Source organism: Jidongwangia harbinensis (assembly GCF_020216025.1).
Classification (GTDB): Bacteria; Actinomycetota; Actinomycetes; order Mycobacteriales; family Micromonosporaceae; genus Actinoplanes; species Actinoplanes harbinensis.
In genome coordinates this window covers 77,338-97,060 of record NZ_JAIWNC010000012.1, presented here as the reverse complement: position 1 = coordinate 97,060, position 19,723 = coordinate 77,338, and the positions used below count along the sequence as shown (strand labels likewise).

General features: G+C 72.2%; 19 protein-coding genes. 15 read left to right on the top strand and 4 right to left on the bottom strand.

What is annotated here, in order from left to right:
- Positions 1-38: 38 nt before the first annotated feature.
- Positions 39-1,331, bottom strand: coding sequence for an ABC transporter substrate-binding protein (locus LDL48_RS17915; protein WP_225256288.1), 1,293 nt, complete (start codon positions 1,329-1,331; stop codon positions 39-41).
- The gene (locus LDL48_RS17910; protein ID WP_225256287.1) at positions 1,328-2,965 is read right to left on the bottom strand and encodes a diguanylate cyclase domain-containing protein; all 1,638 of its coding nucleotides are present in this window, start codon (positions 2,963-2,965) and stop codon (positions 1,328-1,330) included. Before LDL48_RS17910 ends, LDL48_RS17915 begins: the two co-directional genes overlap by 4 nt.
- 140 nt (positions 2,966-3,105) lie before the next feature.
- On the opposite strand from LDL48_RS17910, the gene LDL48_RS17905 reads away from it, so the two are divergent.
- Positions 3,106-3,585, top strand: coding sequence for an HIT family protein (locus LDL48_RS17905; protein ID WP_225256445.1), 480 nt, complete (start codon positions 3,106-3,108; stop codon positions 3,583-3,585).
- 4 nt (positions 3,586-3,589) lie between these two features.
- On the opposite strand, the gene LDL48_RS17900 is transcribed toward LDL48_RS17905, so the two are convergent.
- Positions 3,590-5,764: an elongation factor G-like protein EF-G2 gene (locus LDL48_RS17900; RefSeq protein WP_225256286.1), complete on the bottom strand. Its 2,175-nt coding sequence runs from the start codon at positions 5,762-5,764 to the stop codon at positions 3,590-3,592.
- 172 nt (positions 5,765-5,936) lie between these two features.
- Here LDL48_RS17900 and pgsA point away from each other — a divergent pair, with 172 nt between their 5' ends.
- The 7 genes from pgsA (at position 5,937) to LDL48_RS17865 (ending at position 12,364) form a co-directional block, all read left to right on the top strand.
- A complete protein-coding gene (gene pgsA / locus LDL48_RS17895) occupies positions 5,937-6,557 on the top strand; it encodes a phosphatidylinositol phosphate synthase (RefSeq protein WP_225256285.1) in 621 nt (206 codons plus the stop codon).
- Complete coding sequence (locus tag LDL48_RS17890; protein ID WP_225256284.1) at positions 6,554-7,459, top strand: phosphatidylinositol mannoside acyltransferase; 906 nt, start codon at positions 6,554-6,556, stop codon at positions 7,457-7,459. Before pgsA ends, LDL48_RS17890 begins: the two co-directional genes overlap by 4 nt.
- Before the next feature lie 10 nt (positions 7,460-7,469).
- Positions 7,470-8,624 (top strand): glycosyltransferase family 4 protein, encoded by a 1,155-nt coding sequence (locus LDL48_RS17885; RefSeq protein ID WP_225256283.1) that lies wholly within the window; start codon positions 7,470-7,472, stop codon positions 8,622-8,624.
- Positions 8,625-8,649: 25 nt separating this feature from the next.
- A complete protein-coding gene (locus LDL48_RS17880) occupies positions 8,650-9,201 on the top strand; it encodes a hypothetical protein (protein ID WP_225256282.1) in 552 nt (183 codons plus the stop codon).
- Between the two features lie 116 nt (positions 9,202-9,317).
- Positions 9,318-10,214: a pyridoxal 5'-phosphate synthase lyase subunit PdxS gene (gene pdxS / locus LDL48_RS17875; RefSeq protein WP_225256281.1), complete on the top strand. Its 897-nt coding sequence runs from the start codon at positions 9,318-9,320 to the stop codon at positions 10,212-10,214.
- A gap of 785 nt (positions 10,215-10,999) precedes the next feature.
- On the top strand, positions 11,000-11,596 hold the full coding sequence (pdxT, locus tag LDL48_RS17870) for a pyridoxal 5'-phosphate synthase glutaminase subunit PdxT (protein WP_225256444.1): 597 nt from the start codon (positions 11,000-11,002) through the stop codon (positions 11,594-11,596).
- Between the two features lie 15 nt (positions 11,597-11,611).
- Complete coding sequence (locus LDL48_RS17865) at positions 11,612-12,364, top strand: YebC/PmpR family DNA-binding transcriptional regulator (RefSeq protein WP_225256280.1); 753 nt, start codon at positions 11,612-11,614, stop codon at positions 12,362-12,364.
- Positions 12,365-12,387: 23 nt separating this feature from the next.
- Here LDL48_RS17865 and LDL48_RS17860 read toward each other — a convergent pair whose 3' ends face one another.
- Positions 12,388-12,915 carry a hypothetical protein gene (locus LDL48_RS17860; RefSeq protein WP_225256279.1) on the bottom strand — a complete coding sequence of 176 codons (528 nt, stop codon included), beginning with the start codon at positions 12,913-12,915 and terminating at the stop codon, positions 12,388-12,390.
- A gap of 106 nt (positions 12,916-13,021) precedes the next feature.
- Here LDL48_RS17860 and ruvC point away from each other — a divergent pair, with 106 nt between their 5' ends.
- The 7 genes from ruvC to LDL48_RS17825 all read left to right on the top strand — a co-directional run bounded on the left by ruvC (position 13,022) and on the right by LDL48_RS17825 (position 19,661).
- Positions 13,022-13,588 carry a crossover junction endodeoxyribonuclease RuvC gene (gene ruvC / locus LDL48_RS17855; RefSeq protein ID WP_225256278.1) on the top strand — a complete coding sequence of 189 codons (567 nt, stop codon included), beginning with the start codon at positions 13,022-13,024 and terminating at the stop codon, positions 13,586-13,588.
- Positions 13,585-14,187, top strand: coding sequence for a Holliday junction branch migration protein RuvA (gene ruvA, locus LDL48_RS17850; RefSeq protein WP_225256277.1), 603 nt, complete (start codon positions 13,585-13,587; stop codon positions 14,185-14,187). Before ruvC ends, ruvA begins: the two co-directional genes overlap by 4 nt.
- Positions 14,184-15,230 carry a Holliday junction branch migration DNA helicase RuvB gene (gene ruvB, locus LDL48_RS17845; RefSeq protein ID WP_225256276.1) on the top strand — a complete coding sequence of 349 codons (1,047 nt, stop codon included), beginning with the start codon at positions 14,184-14,186 and terminating at the stop codon, positions 15,228-15,230. Before ruvA ends, ruvB begins: the two co-directional genes overlap by 4 nt.
- A 146-nt stretch (positions 15,231-15,376) precedes the next feature.
- Positions 15,377-15,748, top strand: a complete 372-nt coding sequence (yajC, locus tag LDL48_RS17840) for a preprotein translocase subunit YajC (RefSeq protein ID WP_225256275.1) — start codon at positions 15,377-15,379, stop codon at positions 15,746-15,748.
- A 171-nt stretch (positions 15,749-15,919) separates the two neighbouring features.
- Complete coding sequence (gene secD, locus LDL48_RS17835; protein ID WP_225256274.1) at positions 15,920-17,794, top strand: protein translocase subunit SecD; 1,875 nt, start codon at positions 15,920-15,922, stop codon at positions 17,792-17,794.
- 1 nt (position 17,795) lies between these two features.
- Positions 17,796-19,019, top strand: coding sequence for a protein translocase subunit SecF (secF, locus tag LDL48_RS17830; protein ID WP_225256273.1), 1,224 nt, complete (start codon positions 17,796-17,798; stop codon positions 19,017-19,019).
- Between the two features lie 66 nt (positions 19,020-19,085).
- Positions 19,086-19,661, top strand: a complete 576-nt coding sequence (locus tag LDL48_RS17825; RefSeq protein ID WP_372472137.1) for an adenine phosphoribosyltransferase — start codon at positions 19,086-19,088, stop codon at positions 19,659-19,661.
- Positions 19,662-19,723: the final 62 nt, after the last annotated feature.

Here is a 19,723-nt window from a genome sequence, read left to right as displayed (position 1 = left end):
GCCGGGGGTACGGTCACCCGTCACCCCCGGCGCCCGCGTCAGCCGCCGATCCGGTGTGCCTCGGCGACCGCGTCCGTCCAGGCCTTGCCGGCCGGCAGCGCACCGACCTCCACCTGGCTCAGCTTGTCCTCGAAGACCTTGCGGACGGCCGCGTTGTGCCGGCCCAGGTACTGCGCCGGCTTGCTGCGCACGGACGACGCGAAGATCTGGCCGACCGGTGCGTCCCGGAAGAACGGGTTGCGGTACGCGGTGACCGCCGCGTCGTCGTAGAGCTGTGGCGCACTGGGCAGGTTGCCGGTGTCGGTGAAGACGCGCAGCTGCTGCTTCGGCGCGGTCAGCCAGGCGGCCAGGGCGTACGCCTCGGCGTGGTGCTTGCTCTGTGCCGGCACGGCCAGCCAGGAGCCACCCCAGTTGCCGGCGCCGCCCGGCACCGTGGCGACGTCCCACTGCTTGCTGGCCGCGGGCGCGTTCTGCTGGATCCAGCCGAGCACCCACGCCGGGCAGGTGAGCGTGGCGAAGCGGCCGCCCTGCAGCGCGGCCCGCCACTGCGGGTTGAACGGGATGTACTTGGCCGACTCGCCGGCCTGGACCATCTCCACGGTCAGGTCCCAGGCGTGCCGTACCGCGGGGGTGTCGTCGATGATCAGCTTTTCCTGGCGGTCGAAGTACGCGGCCGGCTGCTGGGCCAGGATCTGGTTGTAGATGTTGCTCGCCGCGTCGGTCCACTGGGCCGGGAGGTCGGCGGCCTTGAACTTCTTGCCGGCGTCGATGTACGCCTTCCAGGTCGGCCACATCTTCGCCACCGCGTCGCGGTCGGTGGGCAGGCCGGCGGCCCGGAACAGGTCCGGGCGGTAGCACATGGCCAGGCCGCCGACGTCGGTGCCGAGCCCGATCTGGTACGTGCGGTCGGCGCTGAGCGTGGCGTCCCACTTCCACGCCAGCCAGTTCTTCGCCAGGCCACCGGCGCCGAAGTCCAGCAGGTTCGCGAAGTCGGACTGCCGGTCCCGGAACTGCACCGCGTAGCCCTCGTCGATGCCCACCACGTCGCCGGCGCCGCTGCCGTCGTCCAGCCGCTGCTTCAGCTTGTCGTGGTGCTCGTTGTACTCCAGCACCCGCTCCACCACCCGCAGCTCCGGGTGGGCGGCCTCGTACTCGCGCAGCAGCGCCTTGTAGCCGAAGTTGCCGAACGTGTCGACCGTCAACGTCAGCCGGCCGTCGGACTGCGCGGCCTGGTCGTCGGCGCAGGCCGTGGACCCGGCCAGCAGCGCGATGCCGACCACGGCCGCGGTCAGCCGGCGGATCCCGGCGTACCGGACTTCGAACCTGCTCATAGCGGCACTACCTCGCGGTTGTCGGGTCGGATCGTCAGGTCGTCGGCGGCCAGCCGGGCCGGCACCTCGGGCGCCGGAAGCGCCGCACCGGTGCCGGGGCTGGCGCCGAAGTCGGGCCGCAGCGCGGACGCCGGCAGCCCGGTCGCCCGGGTGGCCTCGTCGAGCAGGCCGGGCAGTTCCGGGTCCCCGGCCGCGGGGGCGGGCAGGTGGACCAGAAGGTCGAGCGGATAGCCGGCGGCGCGCCAGACGGCGCAGTCGGTCGCGGCGGTGTGCAGCACCCACGAGGTCAGCGAGCGCATCATCGGGGTGTAGCGGGCGGCGGCCAGGAAGTCCGTCGCCGGCTGCAGACCGTGCCGGAAGTACCGCCAGTACGGCACCGCCTCCAGCATGTCGATCCGGCCGGCCTCGTCCCGCAACGGCCGGTAGCGCAGCTCCAACCGGTCCTCGGCCAGGGCACGGCGCAGGTCGGGCAGGTCGCTGGGGGTGGCGGCGTCCTCGTTCGCCCAGGCCGGGTCGTACGCGAGCACGCCGCCGCCGGCCTTCTTCGCCCGGTACATGGCGACGTCCGCGCAGTGCAGCAGGATGCTCAGGTCGGTGCCGTCCGCGGGGGCGTGCGCGACGCCGATGCTGGCGTCCACGGCGACCGCGACCTCGTCGATCAGCACCGGCCGGCGTACCGCCGCCCGCATCGACCGCCCGATCGTCATGGCCGGTTCCACGCCGGCCTTCGGCAGCAGCACGGCGAACTCGTCGCCGCCGAGCCGGATCGGCGTGCCGTCCTTGCCGCACACCTCACGCAGCCGGTTCGCCACCTCGATCAGCAACTGGTCGCCGGCCTGGTGGCCGAGCGAGTCGTTGATGCCCTTGAAGCCGTTCAGGTCCAGCAGCAGCAGGGCCAGCGGCCGGGTGGCGGAGGCCGACTCGATGGCCGGGGTGCCCGTCCGGCGCAGCCGTTCCCGGTTGCCGAGGCCGGTGAGCCAGTCGTGCACCGCGGCGTGGTCCTGGGCGATCTGCCGGCGGCGTACCTGCAGCACACCGCCGAGCGCCACCAGGAACACGAACGCGGCGCCGGCGTACAGCATCCGGGTGGACTGTTCGATCGAGCGGTCCACGCCCTGCCGGGGCAGCAGCGCCACGGCCAGCGCGTCGACCCGGCCGTCACCGTTCGCGTCGTACGGGTAGTTGACCTCGAGCACCTGCTGGGCGGTGCGCTCGTCGACGGCCGGGACGGCGGTGGGCCGGTTCTCCCGTCCGGCGGCCCGGCGGCTCGCGCTGAGCCCGCCGACACCCTGGTGGTCCGGGTCGGCGTAGACCAGCCGGCCGTCCGCCAGCGACCACATCATCAGTCCCAGGACCTGGCCGCGCTGCTGCAGCAGCACCACGTCCGCGTCCAGCCGGGCGTGGTTGTCCGGGTGCAGATTCTCGGTGATGTCGTTGAGCGTGAGGCTGCGGTCGATGACGAGCGAGCTGAGGATCACCACGCCGTTGACGGCGCTGTCCAGGGTGCGGGACTTGATCTCCTGCTGCAGGGCGACGATGCCGGCCAGCACGGTCGCCACCACCGCGGCGACCACGACCAGCAGCACGCGCCAGGACGTCAGGGCACGCGGCTCAGAGGTGCGCCGAGTGGTCATGTGTTGGTTTTCGGTTGTGCGGCCGCGAAGATGAGACATCGGTCGGACCGTTTAGGATCGGTTCTGTGGGCGACGTCGGGGACCAGCAGGCGGAGGTCGGGCAGCCGGACGGGCTGGAACGGCTCTGGACACCGCACCGGATGGCCTACATCTCCGGCGCGGACCGGCCCGAGGGCGGGTACGAGAAGCCGGCCGGCTGCCCGTTCTGCCTGGCACCGGGCCGGCCCGAGGCGGACAGCCTGGTGGTGGCGCGCGGCGAGCAGGTGTTCGTGGTGCTCAACCTGTACCCGTACAACCCCGGCCACCTGCTGGTCTGCCCGTACCGGCACGTCGCCGACTACACCGACCTGGACGAGGCGGAGACGGCCGAGCTGGCCGCGTTCACCCGGCGGGCGATGCGGGTGGTCCGGTACACCAGCAGCCCGCACGGGTTCAACATCGGCATGAACCAGGGCGCCGTGGCCGGCGCCGGCATCGCCGCCCACCTGCACCAGCACGTGGTGCCCCGGTGGGGCGGCGACGCCAACTTCATGCCGGTGATCGGGCGCACCAAGGTGCTGCCGCAGGTGCTCACCGACACCCGGGCCATGCTGGCGAAGGCATGGTCCGAGGCCGGCTGACCGGTCAGCGGGCGGCGGCGTGCTCCTTGCGGACCGCGTCGGCCAGGTGGGGCGGCATCGGTTCGTGCCGCACGTACGTCCGGGTGAACGTGCCCGATCCGCTGGACAGCGCGCGCAGCTCCACCGCGTACCGGACCAGCTCGGTGGCCGGCACCTCCGCCCGGACCAGGCTGAAGTCCCCGCCCTCGTCGGCCTCCGTGCCGAGCGGCCGCCCCCGGCGGCCGGACAGGTCGCTCATCACCGCGCCGACGTAGCCGTCCGGCACCCGCACCACGATCTCGTCGACCGGCTCCAGCAGCGTGACCTGGCCGCCCTCGGCCGCCTCCCGCAGGGCCAGCGCGCCGGCCGTCTGGAACGCCGCGTCGGACGAGTCGACGCTGTGCGCCTTGCCGTCGAACAGGGTCACCTTCAGGTCCACGATCGGATAGCCGGCCACCAGCCCGCGGTCCAGCTGGGCGCGGACGCCCTTCTCCACCGACGGGATGTAGTTGTGCGGCACCGCGCCGCCGACCACCCGGTCGACGAACTGGAAGCCGGAGCCCCTGGGCAGCGGTTCCACCTCGATGTCGCAGACCGCGTACTGGCCGTGGCCGCCGGACTGCTTGACGTGCCGCCCGTGCCCCTTGGCCGGGCAGCCGAACGTCTCCCGCAGGGCCACCTTGACCGGTTCGGTGTCCAGCTCGACGCCGCCCGAGCGGAGCCGGTCCAGCACCACGTCGGCGTGCGACTCGCCCATGCACCACAGCACCAGCTGGTGGGTCTCGGCGTTGCGTTCCAGCCGCAGCGTGGGATCGCCGGCGACCAGCCGGGCCAGGTTCTTCGCCAGCGCGTCCTCGTCCGCGCGGGACTTGGCCACCACCGCGATCGGCAGCAGCGGCTCGGGCATCTGCCACGGCTCCATCAGCAGCGGGTGGTCCCGGCTCGACAGCGTGTCGCCGGTCTCCGCGCTGCCCGACTTGGTGATCGCGCAGATGTCCCCGGCGACGCAGGCCGGCACCTCGCGCAGCTGCGCGCCCAGCGGGGAGTAGACGTGCGCCACCCGCTCGTCGGCGTCGTGGTCGGGGTGGCCGCGCTCGGCCATGCCGTGCCCGGAGACGTGCACGGTGGCCTCCGGCCGCAGCGTGCCGGAGAACACCCGGACCAGGGACACCCGGCCGACGTGGCGGTCGATCGTGGTCTTGACCACCTCGGCGACCAGCGGGCCGTCCGGGTCGCAGGTCAGCGGCGGGCGCGGCGAGCCGTCCACCCCGGTGACCGTGGGCAGGTCGTGCTCCAGCGGCGACGGCGCGCCGTTCACCAGGCCGTCCAGCAGCGCGTCCAGCCCGACGCCGGTCGCCGCGCAGACCGGGATGACCGGGTAGAAGTGGCCCCGCGCCACCGCCTTCTCCAGGTCGGGCACCAGCACGTCCGCGCCGACCGGCTCACCGCTCAGGTACCGGTCCATCAGGGTCTCGTCCTCGCTCTCCGCGATGATCCCCTCGATGAGCTGGTTGCGGTCCTCCTCGACCGGCGTCAGGTGCGCGGCCTCCGCCTCCTCGACCCGGGGCGGATAGCCCGCGGAGTAGTCCAGCACCCGCAGCGTGAGCAGTCCGAGCAGCCCGGCCACCGAGTGCCCGTCGTCGGCCAGCATGGGCCGGTAGATCGGCAGGACGTTCTCGCCGAACGCCTCCTGGCAGTCGGCGACGGTCTGGTCGAAGTCCGCCCGCGGATGGTCCAGGCGGGTGATCGCCACGGCGCGCGGCATGCCCACCGCCGCGCACTCCTCCCAGAGGTTCACGGTGGCCGCGTCGATGCCCCGGTCACTGCCGTCCGCCGCCGACACGACGAAGAGCGCGGCGTCCGCGGCCCGCAGACCGGCGCGCAGCTCCCCGACGAAGTCGGCGTACCCGGGGGTGTCCAGGAGGTTGATCTTCACGCCGTCGTGCATCAGCGGCGCGCAGGCCAGCACGACGGAGCGCTGCTGGCGTACCGCCGCGGGATCATGATCGGAAACCGTGGTGCCGTCGGTGACCGAGCCGGCCCGGGGAATCGTCTGGGTCGCCGCGAGTAACGCCTCGACCAGGGTCGTCTTCCCGGAACCCGAGTGGCCGACCAGCACCACGTTGCGAACTCTGCCGGGGTCGGTCACCACCGGCGCAGCGGCGCCGGTGACCCCTTTCTCCGAAGCCTTCTGCGCCATGACGAGCGCACCTCCGTTTCCCGGATGTTACGACGCTGTGCCTGAATCCCACACCCACCGCAGTCGGCGCCGCAACCCCCGGTAGTCGTCCATCGTCGCAAAGTGATCCGCCGCGCCATGCGTGACCTGGACCGTATCGTCCGGGTCCGGCCGCCGATATGGTGGGACCGCCATGGCAAAGATCTTCGGTACCTCGGCGCGAGCCGTCTTCTCCCACGTCATCGACCCCACCGCCCGCTTCCTGCTACGCATCGGCGTCTCGCCGAACGCGGTGACGGTCGCCGGCACGGTCGGCGTGCTCTTCGGAGCGCTCGTCTTCGGCGCCCGTGGCCACCTGGTCGCCGGCGCCCTGATCGTCACGTTCTTCGCGCTGACCGACGCGCTCGACGGCACGATGGCCCGGATCCGCGGCGGCGGCGGCAAGTTCGGCGCGCTGCTCGACTCGTCGATGGACCGGATCGCCGACGGTGCGGTCTTCGGCGCGGTGGTCTACTACCTGGCCGGCCAGGACAACCCGTACGCCGGGGTGCAGGCCGCGCTGCTCGCGCTGGTGCTCGGACAGGTGGTGTCGTACGTGAAGGCCCGGGCGCAGAGCCTCGGCCTGAACGCCGACGTGGGCATCGCGGAACGGCTGGAACGGCTGCTCATCGTCGGCGCCGGCGGGCTGATCAGCGGCGCCGGGTTCGAGTGGGGACTGCCCGCCGCGCTGTGGCTGCTCGCCGCGCTGTCCGCGGTCACCGTGCTGCAGCGGCTGATCCACGCGGCCCGGTCGGACGAGGTGCCCGCCCCGTGAGGGACCGGCTGACCGAACTCGGCTTCGTGGCCGGGTGGCGGCTGGTCCGCGCGCTGCCGCTGCCGGTCGCCCGGGCGCTGTTCGACGCCGGTGCGGACCGGGCGTTCCGGGCGGACGGACCCGGCACCCAGCGGCTGCGCCGCAACCTGCGCCGGGTGGTCGGACCGCAGACCGGCGACGCCGACCTGGACCGGCTGGTCCGGGCCGGGCTGCGGTCGTACGCCCGGTACTGGATGGAGGCCTTCCGGCTGCCGTCGCAGTCCCGGGCACAGCACATCGCCGGTTTCCGGCTGGACCAGCTCCCCGAGATGGCCGAACACCTCGACGAGGGCCGGGGCGTGATCCTGGCGCTGCCGCACCTGGCCAACTGGGACGCCGCGGCCGCGTTCCTGGTGTCCAGCGGCTACCGGCTGGCCACGGTCGCCGAGCGGCTCAAGCCGGAGGCGGTGTACCGCCGCTTCCTGGCGTACCGCGAGGCCCTCGGCATGGAGGTCGTCCCGCTCACCGGCGGCCCGCGCCCGCCGCTGGACGTGCTGGCCGAGCGGGTGGACCAGGGGTACGCGGTGGCCCTGCTGGCCGACCGCGACCTGTCCAAACGCGGCGTCGAGGTGCGGTTCTTCGGCGGCCGGACCCGGATGCCACCCGGCCCGGCGCTGCTCGCCCTGCGTACCGGCGCCCCGCTGTTCGCCGTCGACCTGCAGTTCCGGCCGGACCTGGTGGAGGCGCGACTGACCCGGATCCCGATGCCGGACCCGGACTCCGGCAACCTCGAGGTCCGTACCCGGGTGATCACCCAGCGGCTGGCCGACGCGTTCGAGGTGGCCATCGCCGACCACCCGGAGGACTGGCACATGCTGCAGAAGCTGTGGCTGGACGAGCCGGCCCTGGCCGGACGGGTCTGAGGGCCGGGCCGTGCGGATCGGGATCGTCTCGCCGTACTCCTTCGACGTGCCCGGCGGCGTGCAGAACCACATCGTCGACCTGGCCGAGGCGCTGATCGATCTGGGGCACACGGTCAGCGTGCTGGCCCCGGCGGACGAGGACGCCGACCACCCGCCGTACGTGGTGCCGGCCGGCCGCGCGCTGCCGCTGCCGTACAACGGTTCGGTGGCCCGGATCGCGTTCGGGCCGGTCTCCACCGCCCGGGTCCGGCGCTGGCTGGCCCGCGGGCAGTTCGACGTGCTGCACGTCCACGAACCGCTCACGCTCAGCCTGTCCATGCTGGCCGTGCTGTCCAGCCGCGGGCCGGTGGTGGCCACGTTCCACACCGCGATCACCCGGTCCCGGGCCCTGGCCGCCGCCCAGGGACTGCTGCAGATGGTGGTGGAGAAGATCACCGCCCGCATCGCGGTCAGCGAACTGGCCCGCAAGGTGCAGGTCGAGCACCTCGGCGGCGGCGCGGTGGAGATCCCCAACGGGGTGGCGGTGGCCAAGTTCGCCACGGCCGCTCCGCTGCCGGACTGGCCCGGCACCGGCGGCACGCTGGGCTTCCTGGGCCGGTTCACCGAGGCGCGCAAGGGCTTCCCACTGCTGCGTACGGCGTTCGTCACGCTCGCCCGCCGCCGTCCCGGCCTGCGCCTGCTGGTGGCCGGGCCGGGACACCGCGACGACCTGTACGACGACGTCCCGGCCGACCTGCACGACCGGATCACGTTCCTGGGCCTGGTCTCCGAGGCGGACAAGGCCCGGATGCTGCGCAGCGTCGACGTCTACGTGGCACCGAACACCGGCGGCGAGTCGTTCGGCATGATCCTCACCGAGGCCATGGCGGCCGGTGCCGCGATCGCGGCCAGCGACCTGGACGCGTTCCGCCGGGTCCTGGACGGCGGCCGGGCCGGCGCGTTGTTCCGCACCGGCGACGCGGACGCGCTCACCGCCCTGCTCGACGACCTGCTCGACGACCCGGCCCGCCGGGCGGAACTGGCGGCGTGCGCGCGCAGCGTGGTGGGCGCGTTCGACTGGCCGAGCGTAGCCGGACGGGTACTCGAGGTGTACGCCACGGCGATCGAGGCGACAGACGGGCGGGTTCTGGACGCAGAGTGGGCCGAACCACGCCCCGGTGCGTGACATCCCGACACAATCCGGCACTACGATGCCCGGCATGTGGTGGGTCGTGAGCGCCGTGACGCTGATCGTGGTGCTGTCGGCGTACCTGGTCTGGACCGCGCACCGGGTGGAGCGGGTGCACCGGCGGGCGCAGTCCGCGACCCGCGCGCTCGACGCCCACCTGCTGCGGCGCGCCGCGGCCGCCGCGGTGGTGGCTGAGCGGGCCGACTCCGTCGAGCTGTACGCCGCCGCCCGCCTGGCCCTGGACGCCGGCCCGGAGGAGCGGGAGGCCGCCGAGAACGACCTCACCCGTCAGCTGGCGACCGTCGGGCTGACCGGCACCGACGACGCCGGCCGCGCGCTCATCGTGATCAGCCGCCGGGTGGTGCTGGCCAGGCAGGTGCACACCGATCTGGTCCGCGACGCGCTCACCGCCCGGCGCCGCCCCCTGGTCCGGCTGCTCCGGATGGCCCGCGGGTACGAACGCCCCCGCTACTTCGACATCGTCGAACCGGTCATGCCCCAGCTGCCGCCCGCGTCCCGCCCGGTGGCCGTGCCGGCGCCGGCCGGCCCGGTCGAGGCCGTCGCCCACCTCTGATCTTGCAGTCCACCGCCCGGTAAGCAGTCCACCAAGGGGGCGATTGGCCTTCGGTGGCATCCTCGCCGGCCCGTAAAATTCGGCTCGTCGAACCACGTCCCGAGGAGCCGAGAATCGTGTCTGAGACCCAGCCGACCGTAGGTACCGCCCGCGTGAAGCGCGGCATGGCGGAAATGCTCAAGGGTGGCGTGATCATGGACGTGGTCACCCCCGACCAGGCGAAGATCGCCGAGGACGCCGGCGCGGTCGCGGTGATGGCGCTGGAGCGCGTACCCGCCGACATCCGCGCCCAGGGCGGCGTGTCCCGGATGAGCGACCCCGACATGGTCGAAGGCATCATCGGCGCGGTCTCCATCCCGGTGATGGCCAAGGCCCGGATCGGCCACTTCGTCGAGGCCCAGGTGCTGCAGTCGCTCGGCGTCGACTACGTCGACGAGTCCGAGGTGCTGACCCCCGCCGACTACGCCAACCACATCGACAAGTGGGCGTTCACCGTGCCGTTCGTCTGCGGCGCCACCAACCTCGGCGAGGCCCTGCGCCGCATCACCGAGGGCGCCGCCATGATCCGCTCCAAGGGCGAGGCCGGCACCGGCGACGTGTCCAACGCGGTCACCCACATGCGCACCATCCGGGCCGAGATCCGCCGCCTGAAGTCACTGCCCGAGGACGAGCTGTACGTCGCCGCCAAGGACCTGCAGGCCCCGTACGACCTGGTCAAGGAGGTCGCCGCGGCGGGCAAGCTGCCCGTCGTCCTGTTCACCGCGGGCGGCATCGCCACCCCCGCCGACGCCGCGATGATGATGCAACTCGGCGCCGAAGGGGTGTTCGTCGGCTCGGGCATCTTCAAGTCGGGCAACCCGGCGCAGCGGGCGGCGGCGATCGTCAAGGCCACCACCTTCCACGACGACCCGGACGTGGTGGCAAAGGTGTCCCGCGGCCTGGGCGAGGCCATGGTGGGCATCAACGTCGAGGACGTGCCGCAGCCTCACCGGCTGGCCGAGCGCGGCTGGTAGCGCCGGCGCGGCCGGTGGCGCTGGGCGCTGGGCGGGGCTGGTGGCGCTGGGCGCTGGGCGCGGCTGGTGGCGCTGGGCGGGGCTGGTGGCGCTGGGCGCTGGGCGTGGCTGGAGGCGCTGGGCGCTGGGCGGGGCTGGTGGCCCTGGGCGGGGCTGGTGGCGCTGGGCGGGGCTGGTGGCGCTGGGCGGGGCTGGAGGCGTGCGCGGCGTCATTTCCGTCCGGTAAGCGCCTTTTGCTCGGTAGATCTTGGAGGCCTGGGCAGATCTTGGAGGTGGACTGCCCCTATGGGGGCCGTTTCGCTCCAAGATTCGTCTCGCCCTCCAAGATCTCCTGCTCGCGGGCGTGCGGAGTCCTCGGCTCGACCGGCTTGCGGAGTCGCCTGGGTCGGCTGGTTTGCTGAGTCGCTTGGTGGGGCGGCTTGCGGAGCCGCATTCCGGGCGGCTTGCTGATCGCCTGGCCGGGCGGCGTGTGGACCACGCTGCCGTTCAGGCCACGACGCCGTCCCGTCCGAACTAAGCCCGATCCGCGCACCCGCAATCTGCCGAATCCCGCCAGCTCCCGCCAGCCCCGCCGATCTTGGACTTGGGGTGCCCGATTCGTCGGTGCGATGCGTCTTTTGTTCCCACCACAACCCCAAGATCGGCCAGAGTGGCCCGACCGGCGGGCGTGAGCGGCCCGAAGGCGGGTGGGACCGGCGGGGTGGGGAGTGGGTGGGACCGGCGGGTGGGGAGTGGGTGGGACCGGCGGGGTGGGGAGTGGGTGGGACACAGTGGAGGGGGAAACGGTGACTATTGGGGTGCTTGCGCTGCAAGGGGACGTGCGGGAGCACGTACACGCGCTGGGTCTGGTCGGGGCGGAAGCCCGTCCGATCCGCCGGCCGGGCGAGGTCGACGAGATCGACGCACTGGTGATCCCCGGCGGCGAGTCGACCACCATGAGCAAGCTCGCGGTGAGCTTCGGGCTGCTCGACCCGATCCGGAAGCGGATCGCCGACGGCATGCCCGTGTACGGCTCCTGCGCCGGCATGATCATGCTGGCCACCACGGTGCTCGACGGCCGTCCGGATCAGGAGTCGTTCGCCGGTATCGACATGACGGTGCGGCGCAACGCGTTCGGCCGGCAGGTGGATTCGTTCGAGGCTCCGGTGCGCATCGACGGGGTCGACGGCGGTGACTTCCACGCCGTGTTCATCCGCGCGCCGTGGGTCGAGGAGGTCGGTCCGGACGTCGTGGTCTTGGGCCGCGTCACGGCTGGACCCGCCGCCGGTAGGATTGTCGCCGTTCGGCAGGGAAACCTGCTCGCCACGGCCTTCCATCCGGAGCTTACCGGCGACCTTCGCGTCCACCGGTACTTCGTCGAGTCGGTCCGCGACGCACGGTAAACACGGAGGTTACTCATGTCCGGCCACTCCAAGTGGGCGACGACCAAGCACAAGAAGGCCGTCATCGACGCCAAGCGCGGCAAGATGTTCGCCAAGCTGATCAAGAACGTCGAGGTGGCGGCGCGGGTCGGCGGCGGAGATCCGGCCGGTAACCCGACGCTCTACGACGCCATCCAGAAGGCCAAGAAGAGCTCGGTCCCCAACGACAACATCGCGAACGCGGTCAAGCGTGGCTCCGGCCTCGAGGCCGGCGGCGCCGACTGGCAGACGATCATGTATGAGGGGTACGGCCCGAACGGCGTCGCCCTGCTGATCGAGTGCCTGACCGACAACCGCAACCGCGCCGCCACCGAGGTACGCACCGCGCTCACCCGCAACGGCGGCACCTTCGCCGACGCCGGCAGCGTGTCGTACCTGTTCAACCGCAAGGGCGTGGTGCTCGTCCCGAAGGCCGGCCTGAGCGAGGACGACCTGATGCTCGCCGTGCTCGACGCCGGCGCCGAGGAGATCAACGACCTGGGCGAAACCTTCGAGGTGGTCAGTGAGCCGACCGACCTGGTCGCCGTCCGCACCGCCCTGCAGGACGCCGGCATCGAGTACGACTCGGCCGAGTCGTCGCTGGTGCCGACCATGACGGTGCCGGTCGACGAGGAGGCGGCGCGCAAGGTCTTCAAGCTGATCGACGTGCTGGAGGACTGCGACGACGTGCAGAACATCTTCGCCAACTTCGACGTCTCCGACGAGGTCCTGGCCAAGATCGACGCGTGATCGGTACCGGCCGCAACTGACCCTCAGCCGGGCAGGCTGTCGGCCAGCTGGATGGCGGCGAACACGCCCAGCGTGGACGCCGCCGTCACCCGTGCGATCCGGTGCCAGCGGGCCTGCTGACAGGCGTGCTCCCAGGCGATCGCCGCCTCCGCCTGGGGCCGGCGCTGGGTCCGTCGCGTGCCCTCCACCAGTGCCGCCTTGCGGTACGCCACGCTGGCCGGGCTCTCCTGGTAGTAGCGCGCCGGCGCGGCCGGCGGCAGCAACTGCACCTCGACCGGGTAGATCTGGTCCTCGCGCCACTGCTCGGCCCGCGCGGCCAGCCGCCGCCGCAGGTACGTCCCGGTCTCGTCCCGGCCGGTGAGCCGGCGGCGCAGGCGCAACCGGCGCCAGTGCAGGGCCACGTCGCTGAGTACCACCGGGTAGACCTCGTCGGCGTGCTGCCGGTCGCCGACCAGACGCGCGGCCTCGTCCTGCAGCGTGGTCAGGTGCACGGCGACGAACACCAGGAAGTCCGGCGGCGGTTCGTCGGCCATCGGCGGTACGACATACATGACGGCACCTCCCGCAGTCCATGGTCGAGGCGTGTCGCCGTCGGGCGCAAGCGGAACGGGTACTAAGGTGTCGAACACACGTACGTCAGCAGCGGGAGGTCGAGGAGTGCGCGTGCTCGGCATCGACCCCGGCCTGACCCGGTGCGGCGTCGGCGTCGTCGAGGGTGTGCCCGGCCGGCCGTGCAAGCTGATCGGCTACTACGCGGTGTACACCGAGCCGCAGGACGACATCGCGCTGCGGCTGCTGCATCTGGACACCTCGCTCAGCGCCCTGGTCGCCGAGCACCAGCCGGACAGCGTGGCCGTGGAACGCGTGTTCAGTCAGCACAACGTGCGGACCGTGATGGGCACGGCGCAGGCCAGCGCGGTCGCCATCCTGGCCGGCTCGCGTGCCCGGCTGCCGGTGCAGACGTACACGCCGAGCGAGGTCAAGGCCGCCGTCACCGGCTCCGGCACGGCGGGCAAGGCGCAGGTGACCGCGATGGTCACCCGCCTGCTCGGCCTGGACGCACCGCCCCGGCCGGCGGACGCCGCGGACGCGCTCGCTCTCGCCATCTGCCACATCTGGCGTGGCGGCACCCGGGCCCGGATCCAGGCCGCGGCGGTCGCCGCGGCGTCCGCGGTCCGCCGCCAACGCACCCAGCTCCCGGTGAACAGGAAGGGCAGCCGATGATCGCCAGTGTCCGTGGGGTCGTCGCCGCGGTCGCGCCGGACAGCGCCGTCATCGAGGTCGGCGGCGTCGGCCTGTCCGTGCATTGCGCGCCGGGCACGCTCGCCGGTCTGCGCACCGGCGCGGAGGCGCGCCTGGCCACCAGCCTGGTGGTGCGCGAGGACTCGCTGACCCTGTACGGCTTCGCCGACGACGACGAGAAGCAGCTCTTCGAGCTGCTGCAGACCGCGAGCGGGGTGGGCCCGCGGCTGGCTCAGGCGGTGCTCGCGGTGCACCAACCCGACGCGGTACGCCGGGCGATCAGCGGCGGCGACATCGCGGCGCTCACCCGCGTACCCGGTATCGGTAAGAAGGGTGCGGAGCGCCTGGTGCTGGAGTTGCGCGACCGTGTCGGCCCGGTGTTCGCCGGCGCCGACGCCCCGGCCGGGGTGCTCGCCGGCACCTGGCCGGACCAGGTGCGGCAGGGCGTGATCGCGCTGGGCTGGAGCGCGGCCCAGGCGGACCAGGCGGTGGCCGCGGTGGCCGAGACCATCGACGGCGAGGTGCCGCCGGTGCCGGTGCTGCTGCGGCAGGCCATCCGACTGCTCGGCCGGACCCGATGAGCGACGACCTGGTCTCGCCGTTCGTGGAGGACGCCGAACTGGACGCGGAGGCCAGTGTCCGCCCGCGCCGGCTGGCCGACTTCATCGCACAGCACCGGGTGCGTGACCAGCTCGATCTGCTGCTGAAGGGCGCGATGGGGCGCGGCACCCCGCCCGACCACATCCTTTTGTCCGGCCCGCCCGGTTTGGGGAAGACCACCCTGGCCAACATCGTGGCCGCCGAGCTGGGTGCCGGGATCCGCACCACCAGCGGCCCGGTGATCGAGCGGTCCGGCGACCTGGCCGCGATCCTCACCAGTCTGGGCCAGGGCGACGTGCTGTTCATCGACGAGATCCACCGCATCGCCAAGCCCGCCGAGGAGTTGCTGTACAGCGCCATGGAGGACTTCCGGGTCGACGTGGTGGTCGGCAAGGGACCGGGCGCCACCGCGATCCCGCTGGACGTGGAGCCGTTCACGCTGGTCGGCGCGACCACCCGGGCCGGTCTGCTGTCCGGGCCGATGCGGGACCGGTTCGGGTTCGTGGCGCATCTCGACTTCTATTCGCCCGCCGATCTCGACGCACTGCTGCACCGGTCGGCCCGGATCCTCGGCGTGCCGATCACCGCGGACGGCGCGGCGGAGATCGCCGGCCGGTCGCGGGGCACCCCGCGGATCGCGAACCGGCTGTTGCGCCGGGTCCGGGACTACGCGGAGGTACGCGGCAACGGCGTGGTCGACGAGCCCACCGCGCAGGAGGCGCTGCGGGTGTACGACGTCGACGCGCTGGGCCTGGACCGACTGGACCGGGCGGTGCTGCGGGCGCTGATCGACTCGTTCAAGGGCGGTCCGGTGGGACTGTCCACGCTCGCGGTCGCGGTGGGGGAGCAGTCGGACACCGTGGAGGAGGTGTGCGAGCCGTTCCTGGTGCGGGCCGGCCTGCTGGCCCGCACGCCCCGGGGGCGGGTCGCCACCGAGGCCGGTTGGCACCATCTGGGCCGGACGCCGCCGGTCGACGGGCGGGGCGGGGTGGTGCAGGGTGACCTGTTCGCGCGAGATGAGTGAAATCTGCTCGTAATGTGAACGTGACGTGTGCCGCGCGGGAACTTCCCAGCTAAAGGGATTAGACTCGCCGCCGTTCGAACGGGATGTGTATATCGCCCTGTCGTGTGCCTCCGTGCCGCGTCGGTGGGCCCCAAGGAAGGTTCCTCGTGCTTAACGCAGCTCAAGCGCAGGGCGGCGGCAGCTTCACGCCTCTGCTTCTCATCGTCCTGCTTTTCGGCGTCATGTACTTCATGATGATCCGCCCGCAGCAGAAGCGGCGTCGCGAGGCTCAGGCCATGCAGTCGGCGCTCGGTCCCGGAGACGAGATCGTCACCATCGGCGGCCTGCACGCCACCGTCGTGGCCGTGGACGACGACGTGGTCACCGTGGAGATCGCGCCCGGGGTGCACGCCCGCTACGCCCGCCCGGCCATCGCCCGCGTCGTCTCGTCGCAGTCGGTGGCCGAGGAGCCGGTGCCGGCCGAGCCGGTCGCCGAGGAGCCGCCCAACCCGATCGTCGAGACCAAGAAGAACGACTGATCCGACCGCGCCGTCCGGCCCGCGTCGTCCACAACGCCGGGCCGGGGCAGCCGGTCGAGTCATAGACGGGGATAATCGTCCGCGGTACGACCGCAGCGATGGTCGTCCCGCCTGCCTACCACCCGTCGCCGCGCCGTGCGGCGGCCGATCCACACAGGGAGACACACAGCCGTGGCACGACCACCACAGGGGCAGCAGCATCCCGGGCGGCAGCTCGCCGTGCTCGGCCTGATCTTCGTCGTCCTGTACCTCCTGGCATTCTTCGGCTTCGGCGCGACCGGCAGCGTCACCGAGCGGTTGCATCCGAAGCTGGGCCTCGACCTGGTCGGCGGCACCCAGGCGACGTACGTTGCCTCCGGCCCGGTGCCGTCCGACTCGAACATGCAGGAAGCCCGGAACATCATCGACAACCGGGTCAACGCGCTCGGCGTGTCCGAGGCCGAGGTCGTGATCGAGGGTGACCGCAACATCGTGGTCTCCCTGGCCGGCGAGGCGCGGGACGAGCTGAAGAACGTCGGCCAGGCCGCGCAGATGCGGTTCCGCAAGGTGGTCAAGGTGACCGGCGACGTGGCCGCCACCGCCCTGAACCCGCCGTCCGCGGCGCCCAGCGTCGCACCCAGCGGCAGCGCACCGGCAGCGCCCGGCACGCCGTCCGCGAACCCGAGCGGTGGTCAGGGCGGCGGCCTGCCGGCCCAGGCGCCCGCACCGAGCACGCCGCCGTCCGCGCCCGCCCCGGCACCGTCCGCGTCGGCCGCCCCGGTCACGCCGGACCAGCAGGAGCTGCGCGCCGCGGTGGAGAAGAAGGTCGGCGCGGCCGCGTTCGCGGCGGCCGCCAAGCTGACCGACCCGGTCGACATCAGCCAGGACCGGAACGCCGCGAAGCAGTACGCCAAGTTCGCCACGCTGACGCCGGAGGAGGTCAACGTCCTCCCGGCGCAGATGCAGTTCAACGTGCCGACGATCAGCTGTGAAGAGCAGCTCAACAAGCGGCCGCCGGGTGCCATCGACGACCCGAAGGCGCAGGTGGTGAGCTGCCAGTCCGGCGCGAAGATGATGCTCGACGTGGCCAAGGTGCTGGGCACCGACATCAGCAACGCCAGCCCGCAGATGGACCAGCAGTCCGGCCAGTGGGTGGTGTCGCTCGACTTCACCGGCGAGGGCCAGAAGAAGTGGACCGCGCTGACCAGGGAGGCGTTCCAGCCGCAGCCGAACGACCCCTGCCTCACCGCCGCGCAGTCCGCCTCGCAGGGCGCCACGAACTGCCTGGTGGCGGTCGTGCTGGACAAGGAGATCATCTCGGCGCCGGAGATCGAGGGCGTGCTGACCGGCCAGTCGCAGATCACCGGTCAGTTCACCGGTGAGAGCGCGAAGGAACTGGCCGGCCAGATCCGGTACGGTGCGCTGCCGGTGACGTTCACGTCGGCGACCACCCAGTCGGTCTCCGCGACGCTCGGCACCCAGCAGCTGCAGGCCGGTCTGCTGGCGGCCGCGATCGGCATGGCGCTGGTGGCCATCTACGCGTTCTTCTACTACCGCCTGCTCGGCACGGTGATCTTCCTGAGCCTGGGCATCTCCGCGCTGCTCACGTTCGCCGCGCTGGTGATCCTCGGCCGCACCGCGGGCCTCACGCTCACGCTGGCCGGCATCGCCGGATTCATCGTGTCCCTGGGTGTGGCGGCCGACTCGTTCGTCATCTACTTCGAGCGGCTCAAGGACGAGATTCACGAGGGGCGCAGTCCGCGCAGTGCGGTTCCCCGGGCGTGGATCCGGGCCCGGCGTACCATCATCTCCGCGAACACCATCACCATCATGGCGGCGGTGGTGCTCTACATCGTGAGCGTCGGTGTGGTGAAGGGCTTCGCGTTCGCGCTGGGCCTCTCCACCATCCTCGACCTCGTCGTCGTGTTCCTGTTCCGGCATCCGATCATGACGGTGCTCGCGAACACCAAGGCGTTCCTGTCGCCCCGGGTCAGCGGCCTGGGCCGCGTCCTGAAGCGTGCCGAGACCGAGGAGCCGGTCCCCAGCCGGCGCGTGAAGGAGGCCTGACATGGCCAAGAGTGGTCTTGCTGATCGCCTCTACCGCGGTGAGGCGAACCTCAACATCGTCGGACGCCGGAAGGTCTGGTTCACCGTCGCGCTCGCCCTGGTGCTTCTCGCCATCGGCAGCTTCGTGATCCGCAACTTCCACCTGGGCATCGAGTTCTCCGGTGGCACCCAGATCATCATGCCGACCAGCGTGGGCACGCAGAACGACGCCCGCGAAGCGGTCGAGCGTGCGCTGGGCTCTGCCGGGGTGGCCGACAACCAGGTCGGGGCCGCGCAACAGCTGGGCAACGGCTCCGGCGCGACCTACTCGGTGCGCACCGAGTCGTTGACCCAGGAGCAGGCCGACGAGGTGAAGGCGGCGCTGTCCACCGACATCGGCGTGCCGGCGAAGAACATCAGCGACAACCGGGTCTCCGCCGCGTGGGGTTCGCAGGTCACCCGGCAGGCGTTGCTGGGTCTCGGCATCTTCCTGGTGCTGGTGCTGGCCTACCTGGTGGTCCGCTTCGAGTGGCGGATGGCGGTCGCGGCGGTGTCGTCGCTGCTGCTCGACCTGGTGCTGACGGCCGGCGTCTATTCGCTGGTCGGGTTCGAGGTCACGCCGTCGACCGTGATCGGCTTCCTGACCATCCTCGGCTTCTCGCTGTACGACGTGGTGGTGGTGTTCGACAAGGTTCAGGAGAACACCCGCGGCATCACGGCGCAGAGCAACCGCACGTACGCCGAGGCGACGAACCTGGCGGTCAACCAGACGCTGATGCGCTCGATCAACACCGGACTGGTGGCGCTGCTGCCGGTCGGCGGTCTGCTGTTCATCGGCGCCGGCCTGCTCGGCGCGGGCACGCTGAAGGACCTCGGCCTGGTGCTGTTCGTCGGCATGGGCCTCGGTGTGCTGTCGTCGATCGTGTTCGCGGCGCCGCTGCTCGTGGCGCTGAAGAACCAGGAGCCGCGGATCAAGTCGCACAACGCCCGGGTGCTGGCCCGGCGCGCGTCGGCTCGCTCCGGCGACGTCGCCCCGCGGGCCGAGCGCAAGCGGGCCACGGCGGGCGTGACGGCGGCGGCCGCCGACGAGGCGCGCGCCGATGCGCCGCAGGACGCCACGGTGGGGTCCGGTGCGCTGGCCGGAACGACGCCACGCCCGGGCGCGCGCCCGGCGGGCAACCGCAACCGCGGCGGCCGTCCCGGTGGTGCCGGAAACCGTCCCAGCGGGGGCAAGAAGCGTCGCTGACCCGACACGGACGCCGGCCCGCCACCCCTCGGTGGCGGGCCGTGCCGCATCGATAGGGTGGGCGGCGTGACGGAGACCGCGAGGGTGCAGGACGACGGCAGCCGGGGCGAGGACGGGCCGGATCTGGCCGCGCTGATCGAGAGCCGGGCGGTTGACGTGCCCGACTTCCCCAAGCCCGGCATCGTGTTCAAGGACCTGATGCCGCTGTTCGCCGACGGCGCCGCGTTCCGCCAGGTGATCGACGGGATCGTCGCCCATCACGGTGCCGATTCGTTCGACCTGGTGGCGGGGGTCGAGGCCCGGGGGTTCGTGGTGGCCGCCGCGATCGCGTACGCCACCGGCACCGGGGTGGTGCCGGTGCGCAAGGCGGGGAAGCTGCCGCGGCCCGCGCTCGCCGCCACCTACCAGCTGGAGTACGGCGAGGCCACGATCGAGGTGCACGAGGACGCGTTCGTGCCGGGCCAGCGGGTGCTGGTGGTGGACGACGTACTGGCCACCGGCGGGACCGCGGCCGCCGCCCTGGAGCTGGTGGAGCGGGCCGGTGGCGCGGTGGCCGGCTTCTCCGTACTCCTGGAGTTGGGTTTCCTGCGCGGCCGGGAACGGCTGGCGCCGCGCCCGGTCCACGCGCTCCTGACCGTTTGATCCCGGTCTTACCTGTGCGGCGGCGCGGTTTAGCCGGTTCGGGTCGGGCACTGCGGGAAGAA

Excerpts from the sequence above, each read along its gene's own strand:
- ruvA (WP_225256277.1), top strand. The coding sequence starts at position 13,585 with ATGATCGCCAGTGTCCGTGGGGTCGTCGCCGCGGTCGCGCCGGACAGC.
- LDL48_RS17900 (WP_225256286.1), bottom strand. The coding sequence starts at position 5,764 with ATGGCGCAGAAGGCTTCGGAGAAAGGGGTCACCGGCGCCGCTGCGCCG.
- pgsA (WP_225256285.1), top strand. The coding sequence starts at position 5,937 with ATGGCAAAGATCTTCGGTACCTCGGCGCGAGCCGTCTTCTCCCACGTC.
- LDL48_RS17860 (WP_225256279.1), bottom strand. The coding sequence starts at position 12,915 with ATGTATGTCGTACCGCCGATGGCCGACGAACCGCCGCCGGACTTCCTG.
- LDL48_RS17915 (WP_225256288.1), bottom strand. The coding sequence starts at position 1,331 with ATGAGCAGGTTCGAAGTCCGGTACGCCGGGATCCGCCGGCTGACCGCG.
- LDL48_RS17865 (WP_225256280.1), top strand. The coding sequence starts at position 11,612 with ATGTCCGGCCACTCCAAGTGGGCGACGACCAAGCACAAGAAGGCCGTC.
- LDL48_RS17910 (WP_225256287.1), bottom strand. The coding sequence starts at position 2,965 with ATGACCACTCGGCGCACCTCTGAGCCGCGTGCCCTGACGTCCTGGCGC.
- ruvB (WP_225256276.1), top strand. The coding sequence starts at position 14,184 with ATGAGCGACGACCTGGTCTCGCCGTTCGTGGAGGACGCCGAACTGGAC.
- LDL48_RS17905 (WP_225256445.1), top strand. The coding sequence starts at position 3,106 with ATGGCCTACATCTCCGGCGCGGACCGGCCCGAGGGCGGGTACGAGAAG.
- LDL48_RS17880 (WP_225256282.1), top strand. The coding sequence starts at position 8,650 with ATGCCCGGCATGTGGTGGGTCGTGAGCGCCGTGACGCTGATCGTGGTG.
- secF (WP_225256273.1), top strand. The coding sequence starts at position 17,796 with ATGGCCAAGAGTGGTCTTGCTGATCGCCTCTACCGCGGTGAGGCGAAC.